Genomic DNA, 11,198 nt, shown 5'->3' with positions numbered 1-11,198 from the left:
TTGGTCATAAATTGGCCTAATCAACTCAATGCACAAAAAATATCTTGGCGATTATCAGTTATTCTGATTGTCACCAAGATATTTTTCTGTTTTAAGAGAGTTTTGTCCCACCCTCTTTTCTTTAGTAAATTACCAGTTTTTCTTCGTAATTACTTGAAAGAAAAGGATTTACTTAGCTAAACATTAATTCTAAGCTATTAAGGAAAAGAGCCAAATTTACTAATGCTTATTTGAGGTAGTTTAGCGACTTACGAGGTTAGAAGTCAGTTTGATAATAGTTACTAACTGTGATATAACTAGGTTGATTAGAGGTTAGGTCTTGGTTATTAAGTTGAATCAAGGGCTTTTTAATAACAAAATATTTAACTATATAAAAAGAGATGTACGTGAAAGACGGGCGATGTTGAAACAACAGCGTTATTCTAGTTGTATGTGTTAAAAAGGTGATTGTATCAGCTTTATATGAGAATATGTCATGAGTTAAAATAACGTTTCTGGATGAAGTGATGTAAGCTTTTGTGGATTTGAACAGGTTGAGATTTATTTCATTAATAACAGGGCTGTTTATTAGTTGAAAATAAACAGAGTGCTCAGTGTTTAATAACAAAATATTCAACTACGAAAAGAGAGAGGTACATGAAAGACGGACAAAGTTGAAACAACGGCTCTATTTTAAGTGTATGCGTTAAAAAAGGTTATTGTACCAGAGGTTTAAGTGGATAAATTATGAATTAAAATAACATTTTGGGATGAAGTGATGTAAGCTTTTGGCGATTTGAACAGGTTGAGAATTATTTCATTAATAACGGAGCTGTTTATTAGTTGAAAATAAACAAAGTGATCAGTGCTTAATAACAAAATATTTAACTATATTAAAAAGAGATGTACGTGAAAGACGGGCAATGTTGAAACAACAGCTTTATTTTAAGTATATGAAGTTGGCAGCTGATTATGTTGGTTTTACATTGACAAGTAATGAGTTAGCATGACTTTTAAGATTGAGGAAATGCTAGTTTTTGAGGAGTTGAACAAGTCGAAAAAAATTCCATTTAACAACTATTTTTTTATTAAAGGAAACAAATTAGTATAAGTTGTCGGGGAAAACAATTAGCAGTAAAAGCTTTTTTTCATACTTAATAATGCTAGGAAAGTGAATCGACTCTTGAAAAGAGGGAGGCTGATAAATTAAACTATACCCTATAGAATGCACGCTTTTTATTTCGTGTCTATTCTATAGAGTACAGTTTATTAAGTCAGGCCCTTTTATTGGTAATAGTTAGTTATGTGACTAAAAATAATCACTGAAATAAGCTGTTTCGTTAGGAATGATTCGTTCTAAAGAACGAATGGTTTCCTTATCAGCATCAATCCGATCAATAGTGTGAAGATAGGTAGGCCGTTTGTAGCTCATAAACATCGTAGAAAGAGTTTGTATGTCTAATTTTACTGCTTTACCAAGAGGCTCATCTGTTATTGTAACGGTATCATCCTCGTTCCAAATTAAGCCGAAGATCCCGTTGTTCCAGCTTGCCACCGGATCTTCTACGACAAAGTGAAATGGCTTGACTGTGCTATCGAATGGGTATTTTTTCAAGAATTCTCTAACATCGACAATGCGCGCCATAAAGAAGGGGGAAATTGTTTCTTTCATCTCACTATCTTCAAAGAGAAAAGCAATAGGTTCGTTACGATAGACCTCACCTTTAACAAAATTTATCATCGAGAAGTGAGCAGAGATAAAGTTCCAGAGGCCTATTCGTGCTTCTTGGTTTAAATAGATCATTTCTTTGATATGAAAGACTTCCTCAGCAATCCAATATAAGCAATAGCCAGTGGGTTGGTTTTCTGCATTGTAATAAACAGCTGCAATTCGTTCTTCTTCGTTTTCCCACCGCCAATATTCGTCCCAGTTGAGGGGCGTCCGAATCATTGCACCATGATTTTTACGCGCAAACTCGTCGTAAACAGCTATGACATCTGGGTGATTATTTTCCAAGCGTTCAACTGAACCGGAAACAGGAACTGGTTTTGGCAATTGGGAATCTTTAACTCTAAAGGTCATCATGTCCGACATGATTTCCCAACCTTTTCGGCGATAGTAGGGGATGCTGTAGGGATATAAATAAGAGATCCATTGTTTTTTAGCACGCATTTTTTTTAGAGCTAATTCAATTAAGTCTTGCATTAAACCTAAACTAGCATATTCTGGATAGGTACCAACCCCAGTAATGCCGCCCATTTTATAAATTTCACCATGAATATTAACTTCGCATGGATAAATAGCTAATTGTGAAATCAACGTATCTTGTTCGTCGAACCATCCTATAACATCAGCAGATTTCAAGACAGGTCGCTTTGCTTTTGCTATTTCACTGCCGTCTTCGTAGCCACTTTCTTCAATATCTGAGTCTGTGACTTGAAAAACATAGCGCAACAATTCATTAAATTGCTCTAAATGCTTAACTTCAACGGGCTTAATTGATAGCCGTTCCCGAATTTTATCTCGATTCATTTTATTAACCTCACTTATTTTAAACACATTTACTACAGTCATTATAACAAATTAATATCTATTAATGAAAAAATAAGCTATCACTTATTTTCACTTTAGTTTGTCGATTGAAAAGACTTTTCAAGTGGCTGAAAGATTGCTATAATCAAGAGTGCTGATTGAATAGAAAGTAGGAATATATAATGAATTTAGAAGAAATGAAGAAAAGACAGGAAAAGATTCGCAATTTCTCGATAATCGCGCATATTGACCATGGTAAATCAACCTTGGCCGATCGGATTTTGCAAAAAACTGAAACAGTTTCTGACCGAGAAATGCAAGAACAGCTGCTTGACTCCATGGATTTGGAAAGAGAGCGTGGAATCACGATTAAATTGAACGCTGTTGAGTTGACTTATTCAGCTAAAGATGGCGAAGAGTATATTTTTCATTTAATCGATACTCCAGGACATGTGGATTTCACCTACGAAGTGTCTCGTAGTTTGGCAGCATGCGAAGGGGCTATTTTAGTGGTGGATGCTGCTCAGGGGATCGAAGCGCAAACGTTAGCTAATGTTTATTTGGCCATTGACAATGATTTGGAAATTATTCCAGTTATTAACAAAATTGATTTGCCTGCGGCTGATCCTGAGAAGGTTCGCAAAGAAATTGAAGATGTTGTGGGAATTGATGCAAGTGATGCGGTTCTCGCCAGTGCTAAAGCGGGGATTGGGATTGAAGATATTTTGGAACAAATTGTTGAACTAGTGCCTTCACCTCAAGGGGATATAGAAGCCCCATTGAAAGCTTTAATTTTTGATTCAATTTATGATAGTTATCGTGGCGTTGTACTGAATGTCCGAGTGATGGAAGGTATGGTTAAGCCAGGTGATGAGATCATGATGATGCAAAGTGGTAAGAAATTTGAAGTTATTGATGTAGGTGTCTTTTCTCCGAAAGGGATTTCTCGTGATCGCTTAATGGTTGGCGACGTTGGGTATGTAACTGCTGGAATCAAGACAGTAAAGGACACGCAAGTCGGTGATACAATTACTTTGGCGAATAATCCTGCTGCTGAGGCATTAGATGGATATCGTCGCATGAATCCAATGGTTTTTTGTGGCCTTTACCCAATTGATACATCTAAGTACAATGACTTACGTGAGGCTTTGGAAAAGTTACAATTAAATGATTCGGCTTTAGATTTTGAACCGGAAACTTCTCAAGCCTTGGGATTTGGTTTCCGCTGTGGTTTTTTGGGGCTGTTACATATGGATGTGGTTCAAGAGCGGTTGGAACGTGAGTTTAATTTGGAACTAATTACAACAGCACCGTCTGTAATTTATCATGTCAATAAAACAGATGGCTCACAAGTAGTAGTGGATAATCCAGCTGAATTTCCAGAACCTGGTGTGATTGATTCAGTTGAGGAACCGTATGTTAAAGCATCAATTATGGTGCCTAATGATTATGTTGGAGCTGTCATGGAGTTATCTCAGCGTAAGCGTGGTGATTTTGTTACGATGGATTATTTAGATGATTACCGTGTAAATGTTGTATACGAATTACCGTTATCCGAGATTGTTTTTGATTTCTTTGATCGCTTGAAATCCAGTACAAAAGGCTATGCGTCTCTTGATTATGATATTACTGGCTATAAAACAAGTCGTCTAGTTAAGATGGATATTTTATTGAATAGTGAAACGGTTGATGCCTTGAGTTTTATCGTTCACCGAGATTTTGCTTTTGAACGTGGTAAAGCAATTGTTGAGAAGTTAAGAAAATTAATTCCTCGTCAGCAATTTGAAGTGCCAGTTCAAGCGGCAATTGGTCAAAAAATTGTCGCGCGTTCTGATATTAAGGCCCTGCGTAAAAACGTATTAGCCAAGTGTTATGGTGGCGATGTGTCGCGTAAACGTAAATTATTAGAGAAACAAAAAGATGGTAAGAAGCGTATGAAACAAATCGGTTCGGTTGAAGTTCCGCAAGAAGCCTTCATGGCCGTTTTGCGTATGGATGAGGATGAAAGTAAGAAGAAATAAAGGTTTATCGCATTCTCCAAAATAGAAATGTTAGTCATGGTTCGTAATAAGAGCTGTGACTTTTTTTGTTTTAAAAAGGTGTTAGGCGCTTATTTTATTGATTATGTTATAATAGTTAAAAATGGAGCGTAAAATTATGAAGAAAAAAATAGTAATAATTGGTGGTGTAATCTTTGTAGTGGCTTTAGCTTTTCTATTAGTCAATAAAAAGATAAAGGATGATGAGGCGGGGCAATTGGTAGCTGGTGGATATGGCTCATATATACAACACTTAAATGTAACAATTGATAAAGTCGAAAAAGAAGCAATTGTTGTTATTGCCAATGAGGATACATTTTCACCAGAAACTGTTAAGCAAGGAGATAAGATTAAACTTCTTTTAATCGAACCGATTGAAGATAACGAATTGAAGAAAGGTCAGAATCTCAAATTAAGATATCTAACCATTGATGAAGAGACTGAAATACCAGAGATAACTATGGGGTATCCGGCGAACCTTTATGATGGTGGAACTGAGATCATAGACAATTAAGCATGTTTAACATCTAATAATCGCGAATCAAGTGGAGGGTGAGGATTTTGTCTTACTCTCTTATTTTTTTTAGTTCGATTTATAAGAATAGCACAAGCTACATAAATTTACCGGTCAACATCATAAGAGTTGAAACCGCAAAAGTAAGTCCTATCAAAACCCCTGTAAGAATGAAGAGAATTCCAACCAGTATCAGCATTCGTCGGTGTCTATTCTTAATTTTTTTTCGACTAAATACTATAAGGAGAATGCCAGGTATTAAAGGAATAACGAAACTAATCGTGGCAGCAATTAACATAACACTATTTTCTAAGTGATTTTTAAGGGTCAAGTAAAACCTCCATGATAGATGACTTTTATTTTTGATTAATTGCATTCTAAGTATAGCAATTAATGTAACTGATGAGTCTCACAAAAAGAAAAAAGCTCTCGATTGAGGGATATCCCCCTTAATCAGATGAGCTTATTGAGCAACTCGTACCCACTTAGTTGGCTCGCTTAATTGGTTATCAGTTGTAGCGTATAAATTGGGAATTAAAAGGGTATTTATGTCGACTATTTCTAGTTCCATTGTCGGCTTTTGTCCCAAATTATATAGTTCAATGTGTGGCTGGTCAATACGAACGTGCTTGGCAGGAAAAACCAAATTTTTTTGAGACTGTTGACTAAAAGTTAAGTCTTCATTGGTAGCCGTAATCGTCATGGTTTGGTTCTTTTCTCTATCAGATTCTTGAATCCAAGTACCTTCTAACTGTGTTAACACGATTTTTTGATCTGCGGTGAAATCGTGAGTATCATCGGGAACCGCTTTGATGATATGACTACCAACTGAACTTCCAATGGCCATTAAAACGATATTACCTAAATAACCAACTCCTCCTAACCCGATTACGACAACAAGGGCGGTGAGTATTTTTTTCATGCAATGAGCCTCCTATTTTAGGGATATTTTATCTAGAGTGAGTATAACAAAAAAAGGATAATTTTGATATTTTGTTGCCCAGGTTAGTTGGTATTTGTAAGGCGATTAATGTAAAAAGAGAGTAAAAAAATGGAAGTGAGTAAGGAAATACCACTAAAATTTTACATTATAAGTCTATGCTAGTGGAGGATCACTTGTTATACTTGAATTAACGAGATTAGAGAGGATGACAAGCGTGCTGACAAAAGGGAACTGGCAAGAAAGAGTTTACCGAGAATTATGTGACCTAATTACCCGTCATAAAAATAGTAATCAATATGTGGTTTTTGATTGGGATAACACTTGTATTATCAATGATATTGGTGAGGCGGTTTTCAATTATCAATTATGGGAATTAGCATTTGATCTGACACCAGAGGCCATGAAAGAAGTGCTTGTAAAAGGAATTCCTGATGGCTATCTTAACAGCAGATGGACAAGTTTGGAAGGGAACTCTATTAGTATGGAGGCTATTACAGCTGACATCTTGCTGAGCTATGAGCTTCTTTATCAACGTTATGAAGGATTTTTGGGTAGTGAGAAAATCGAAATTATTAGATTAAGTCGAGAATTCAAAGAATTCACGACAAAATGTCGTTTCCTATATGAGGCAATTGGAGACTCTTTTTCGGCTGATATAAGTTATCCTTGGGTCACTTATTTCTTAGGTGGAAAAACTGCTGAAGCTATACAAAGTTTGACGATTGAAGTTCTGAAAAAAGAATTGATAGCTGATTTGACCTATGAAACATGGGATAGTCCTAATGAGTATGATAGCCAAAGCGGTAGTGTCAGTGTTAGATTTAAGCGAGGCATTCGCCTTATTCCTGAAATACAAGAGTTGATGAGTATTTTTATGGAAAATGGCATCGATGTTTATATTGTTTCAGCGTCAAATAGGGATGTCGTGTTGCCTTTTGTGACAGGTCAGACTTATGGTTATCAGTTGCCAGCTGATCATGTTTTTGGTATGCGTTTAAAGGAGAAATCAGGGCTGTTTTTGTCTGAATTAGATGAGCTATTTAGCCAAACCCAAGGGAACGGTAAGACGGAAACGATAAAAAACAGTATCGGTTCGCTTTATCAAAATAGAGGGCCTTTGTTAGTTGCAGGTGATAGTGATGGAGATGCAGCGATGCTAACTAACTTTTCAGATACGGAACTTTCTCTAATTATTGATCGTCGAAAAGGTGGAGAGATCGGAAAATTAGTTGACAGGTCAAGAAGGGATAAGAACAGATACCTTGTTCAGGCGCGAGATGAAAATAGAGGCTGTTATCTTAATAGCAGTGAATCTGTTTTGCTGAACTAACAAAAAAACATACTAAGATTAGTATGTTGGATAAATGATGAACTACCAAACCTGCTAATCTTAAGTATGTTTTGGCTGATTCTAATAAAATTAAAGCTGAGCTTGTTTTTTACGTCGTGAGTAGATGATAACACCCACGATAGCGATGATTACTATACCTAGTAAGCCATATCGTGCAATGGCTTCACCTGTTTGAGGCAGCTTATCACGATCATTTTTCACTTTTTTTGCTTGATCCTGTAGATTATTTAAATTTTCAGGCTCAGCTTGATTCTTTGAGACATCATTAGCAGGGACATTAAAATCAATAATGTCACTATAATTTCCTTTTGTATCAAGGACGACAATTTGAATGTGTTTTGGTGCGGTGCTGTATTGACGGGCAACAATACCGTCTTCATGGGTGTAAATTTCAGCGGTGACTTTGTCAGAATCAGCTGTAACATAGGCAATACAACTTGGATCAGTTTTAAATGATAATAGTTTTTTTTCTGTATCAAATTTAATATCAGTTACTTTAATAGTAGCTTCATTATTTTTTGTTAAAAAGTAATAAGTGTATGTCAGTGTTTCATTCTGATCGGTCACGATTAAAAATGTTGCTTTAGTGAGTCCAGCCTTGTCCATTGCTGGAGGACCATCCAAGAATGTAATAGATTTAATTTTAAAGGCTTCGATAGCTTCAATAATTGATTTGAATTCTTCAGCCGTAACAGGGGTTCCTTTGGTGAACTTACCATAATTTGAATCGTCATGTCCTTCAAGAGAGCGTATCTCAGATTTACTGTCTGTTGAAGAGAGAGCAGTTGATGAGCTTGAACTTGTAGGAATCTCTTTTGATTCTAAGCTAGAGTCACTTGGGATGCTGCTAGTATCTGTACTTGTTTCTGTTGAGTTACTGTTGAGCAAGGTACTTTCCTCAACTAGAGATGTAGAGGTTGTTTGAGTCGTATCATCTGCAAAAGAGTTTGTAGGAAAACTAATCGCTAGAGTGGCAATTAATCCGACTAACAATAATTTCTTTTTAATCATAAGGATTCTCCTTTTATAGGTAGAGTTTGTGTTAGTGATAACTTTATGTATAGACTAGTAAGAGTTACTCACTAAAGTGAGAGGTGTTCATTTTTCGGTTGTATTAACATTTTGGTAACCTCTTCGTAATAATTGTAACATTTTTAGCTGGAATTACAACAAAATTGTTTAGCATTTGTCAACAAGGATAACTTTAGTAAGTCGGAAAATAGAAAGAAAAGCGTAATGAAGAGATTTTAGTAGCAATCTTGCTTATTTTAGGTTAGTATGTCTAATAAGCAATCAATTGCAAGGTCACTAAAGGAGATGGATGACATGGGATTAAATCGTTTATCAGCCATTTTTCCTCGATCAATTGTCGGATGTTAACGCTTGATAGAATGGTGTTAAGCTTATCTTAAAGACAAGACATGGAGGAAGTTAAAATGACAAAAATTGTAAATTCAGTAGTAGATTTAATTGGAGATACGCCTATTGTAAAGTTAAATCGCATTGTGCCGACAGAGAGTGCGGACGTTTATGTTAAGTTGGAGTTTTTCAATCCAGGCAGTAGCGTAAAGGATCGAATTGGTTTAGCGATGATTGAAGAAGCTGAAAAAGATGGACAATTAAAATCTGGTGACACCATTGTCGAGCCAACTAGTGGAAATACAGGCATTGGTTTAGCGATGGTAGGTGCTGCTAAAGGCTATCCTACAGTTATTGTCATGCCTGATACAATGAGTATTGAACGGCAAAAAATTATGAAGGCATACGGTGCTGAGTTGATATTAACGCCAGGGGCTCAAGGAATGAAAGGGGCAATAGCAAAAGCAACTGAATTAGCTGAACAAGATGGCTTCTTTATGCCTCTCCAATTTGATAATCCTGCTAATGCTCGGATACATGAAGAAACAACAGGACAAGAAATTTTATCAGCTTTTGCTGATTTATCACTGGATGCTTTTGTTGCAGGTGTAGGGACTGGAGGAACGATAACGGGGGTTAGTCATCGTTTAAAAGCTGTCTATCCAGAAATAAAAATTTACGCAGTTGAACCGGAAGAGTCACAGGTTCTTCAGGGGGAAGAACATCATCCTCATAAAATTCAAGGAATAGGTGCTGGTTTTATTCCAAAGGTATTAGATGTTACTTCTTACGATCAAGTTGTATCTGTTTCTAGTGAGGAAGCAATTTTAATGGGGCGTCAGATAGCTCAAAAAGAAGGGATTCTAGTTGGTATTTCGGCTGGAGCAGCTATTAAAGTGGCATTGGATCTAGCGAAGGAGCTTGGTAAAGGGAAAAAAGTTTTGGCAGTTGTACCAGATAATGGGGAACGATATTTATCAACTGCACTTTATGATTTTTAGCAGGCGCTCTAGTACGATATCTGATGTTATTTATGATAAACTACAGGAACATGGTGAAAACTGTGTTCTTTTTTATCGGATGATACTATCGGAGGGAAAAGGATGATTGAGCTGCGACACATTTCAAAAGTGGATTTGAAGGAGCTATGGCGTATTAGTTATCAAGAAGAGCGACCTAGATGGGTAGAATATGATGCGCCTTTTTTACATGAGTATCATGCATTATCTTGGGAGCGGTTTGAATTGACTGAGAGTGATTTCTTTTTATCTTCTGATGTGAAAGGTATTTATATAGAAGGAAGCATCCGCGGTGCGGTCAATCGTTACTGGGTTGATGAAACGACTCGCTGGCTAGAAATAGGTATAGCTATCTTTGATGAAAGCCTATGGGGGAAAGGCTATGCAACATGGGCTCTAAGGAGTTGGGTTACTGAGTTGTTTGAAAAAGAACGTCTAGTTCAACGTATTGGGCTAACTACTTGGTCAGGAAATCCTGGAATGGCTAAAGTAGCAGAAAAACTTAACTTCCAATTGGAGGGGCAATTACGAGCGGTTCGCTATTATCAAGGAAAGTACTATGATTCTCTTTATTATGGTTGTTTGCGCAATGAGTGGAAATAAATTATAGATAGTAATGATTGTTAGTTAGTAATAGTTCCTTGAAAAAAACTGAATTAGATAGTATGATAGATTATATTATAGGAAATGGAGTGAATGCTATGGCTCATTCAAAAGTAGAAGAGGCAATTAATCAATTAAAAGAGTCTGATATTCGAATTACTCCTCAACGTTATGCCATCTTGGAGTTCCTAATTGAAAGTCACACCCATCCAACAGCTGATGAAATATACAAAGCGTTAGTTGATCGTTTTCCTAGTATGAGTGTTGCAACTGTTTATAATAATTTACGTCTTTTTACTAAAATAGGTTTTGTTCAAGAGATGGCCTATGGTGACGCATCAAGTCGTTTTGATTTTAGTTCGCAACGACACTATCATGCAATTTGCGAAATATGTGGTAAGATTGTTGATACTTACTATCCTGGTTTAGAGGATGTGGAAGCAGCAACTGAGCAGTTAACAGGTTTTAAGATTAATGAGCATCGTATGGAGCTTTATGGAGTCTGTCCAGATTGCCAAGCTAAATAAGAAAATAATCGAGTCCATTCTCTCCTAATGAAGAGAATGGCTTTTTTTGTTACAGAGCAATATAGTATTGTGAGTAGGGGGAGCTACAAAAATTCTTTGTTAGAGCCAAATGATATTAAAAGAAAATAATGATAATAGGAAGGGATTACGAAGGTAAAGATTGATTTCTAGATTAATATTCGCGTTTAACTTTTTTTGTAAAAAAAGGCAAGATAATAGTTGCAATTTCCTAAAAGACTTGGTATATTATTACATGTCGCTGAGATGTGACAGACAAAACACAACATAAAAAACTTTAAAAAAGTTGTTGACATTGTCAACTGTGTTATGT

The 11,198-nt window shown here is 36.2% G+C and carries 10 protein-coding genes; 7 read left to right on the top strand and 3 right to left on the bottom strand.

Annotation, left to right across the window (positions count from 1 at the left end):
* The coding region (locus AC5KOD_RS03805; RefSeq protein ID WP_496913207.1) for a hypothetical protein at positions 1-180 on the top strand (180 nt) is incomplete at its 5' end.
* A gap of 1,108 nt (positions 181-1,288) precedes the next feature.
* Here AC5KOD_RS03805 and AC5KOD_RS03800 read toward each other — a convergent pair.
* Positions 1,289-2,512, bottom strand: coding sequence for a GNAT family N-acetyltransferase (locus tag AC5KOD_RS03800; protein ID WP_496913206.1), 1,224 nt, complete (start codon positions 2,510-2,512; stop codon positions 1,289-1,291).
* A gap of 182 nt (positions 2,513-2,694) precedes the next feature.
* Here AC5KOD_RS03800 and lepA point away from each other — a divergent pair, with 182 nt between their 5' ends.
* Together lepA and AC5KOD_RS03790 are read left to right on the top strand one after the other, a co-directional pair.
* Positions 2,695-4,533, top strand: a complete 1,839-nt coding sequence (gene lepA, locus AC5KOD_RS03795) for a translation elongation factor 4 (protein WP_496913205.1) — start codon at positions 2,695-2,697, stop codon at positions 4,531-4,533.
* Positions 4,534-4,669: 136 nt separating this feature from the next.
* Positions 4,670-5,065: a hypothetical protein gene (locus tag AC5KOD_RS03790; RefSeq protein WP_496913204.1), complete on the top strand. Its 396-nt coding sequence runs from the start codon at positions 4,670-4,672 to the stop codon at positions 5,063-5,065.
* 463 nt (positions 5,066-5,528) lie between these two features.
* Here AC5KOD_RS03790 and AC5KOD_RS03785 read toward each other — a convergent pair whose 3' ends face one another.
* Positions 5,529-5,987 (bottom strand): hypothetical protein, encoded by a 459-nt coding sequence (locus AC5KOD_RS03785; protein ID WP_496913203.1) that lies wholly within the window; start codon positions 5,985-5,987, stop codon positions 5,529-5,531.
* Positions 5,988-6,222: 235 nt separating this feature from the next.
* Between AC5KOD_RS03785 and AC5KOD_RS03780 the strand changes: the two genes are divergently transcribed.
* The gene (locus AC5KOD_RS03780) at positions 6,223-7,338 is read left to right on the top strand and encodes an HAD family hydrolase (protein ID WP_496913202.1); all 1,116 of its coding nucleotides are present in this window, start codon (positions 6,223-6,225) and stop codon (positions 7,336-7,338) included.
* Positions 7,339-7,428: 90 nt separating this feature from the next.
* Here the strand turns inward: AC5KOD_RS03780 and AC5KOD_RS03775 are convergent, their stop codons facing one another.
* Positions 7,429-8,370 (bottom strand): LPXTG cell wall anchor domain-containing protein, encoded by a 942-nt coding sequence (locus tag AC5KOD_RS03775; protein WP_496913201.1) that lies wholly within the window; start codon positions 8,368-8,370, stop codon positions 7,429-7,431.
* A 425-nt stretch (positions 8,371-8,795) separates the two neighbouring features.
* Here AC5KOD_RS03775 and cysK point away from each other — a divergent pair, with 425 nt between their 5' ends.
* The 3 genes from cysK to AC5KOD_RS03760 all read left to right on the top strand — a co-directional run bounded on the left by cysK (position 8,796) and on the right by AC5KOD_RS03760 (position 10,867).
* Positions 8,796-9,719 (top strand): cysteine synthase A, encoded by a 924-nt coding sequence (gene cysK, locus AC5KOD_RS03770; RefSeq protein WP_496913200.1) that lies wholly within the window; start codon positions 8,796-8,798, stop codon positions 9,717-9,719.
* A 102-nt stretch (positions 9,720-9,821) separates the two neighbouring features.
* Positions 9,822-10,340 carry a GNAT family N-acetyltransferase gene (locus AC5KOD_RS03765; RefSeq protein WP_496913199.1) on the top strand — a complete coding sequence of 173 codons (519 nt, stop codon included), beginning with the start codon at positions 9,822-9,824 and terminating at the stop codon, positions 10,338-10,340.
* A 98-nt stretch (positions 10,341-10,438) separates the two neighbouring features.
* Positions 10,439-10,867, top strand: a complete 429-nt coding sequence (locus tag AC5KOD_RS03760; protein WP_496913198.1) for a Fur family transcriptional regulator — start codon at positions 10,439-10,441, stop codon at positions 10,865-10,867.
* Positions 10,868-11,198: the final 331 nt, after the last annotated feature.

It is taken from the genome of Vagococcus sp. WN80Y (assembly GCF_059621045.1).
This window is presented reverse-complemented; position numbering and strand designations above follow the sequence as displayed.

Excerpts from the sequence above, each read along its gene's own strand:
- AC5KOD_RS03800 (WP_496913206.1), bottom strand. The coding sequence starts at position 2,512 with ATGAATCGAGATAAAATTCGGGAACGGCTATCAATTAAGCCCGTTGAA.
- lepA (WP_496913205.1), top strand. The coding sequence starts at position 2,695 with ATGAATTTAGAAGAAATGAAGAAAAGACAGGAAAAGATTCGCAATTTC.
- AC5KOD_RS03790 (WP_496913204.1), top strand. The coding sequence starts at position 4,670 with ATGAAGAAAAAAATAGTAATAATTGGTGGTGTAATCTTTGTAGTGGCT.
- AC5KOD_RS03785 (WP_496913203.1), bottom strand. The coding sequence starts at position 5,987 with ATGAAAAAAATACTCACCGCCCTTGTTGTCGTAATCGGGTTAGGAGGA.
- AC5KOD_RS03775 (WP_496913201.1), bottom strand. The coding sequence starts at position 8,370 with ATGATTAAAAAGAAATTATTGTTAGTCGGATTAATTGCCACTCTAGCG.
- cysK (WP_496913200.1), top strand. The coding sequence starts at position 8,796 with ATGACAAAAATTGTAAATTCAGTAGTAGATTTAATTGGAGATACGCCT.
- AC5KOD_RS03765 (WP_496913199.1), top strand. The coding sequence starts at position 9,822 with ATGATTGAGCTGCGACACATTTCAAAAGTGGATTTGAAGGAGCTATGG.
- AC5KOD_RS03760 (WP_496913198.1), top strand. The coding sequence starts at position 10,439 with ATGGCTCATTCAAAAGTAGAAGAGGCAATTAATCAATTAAAAGAGTCT.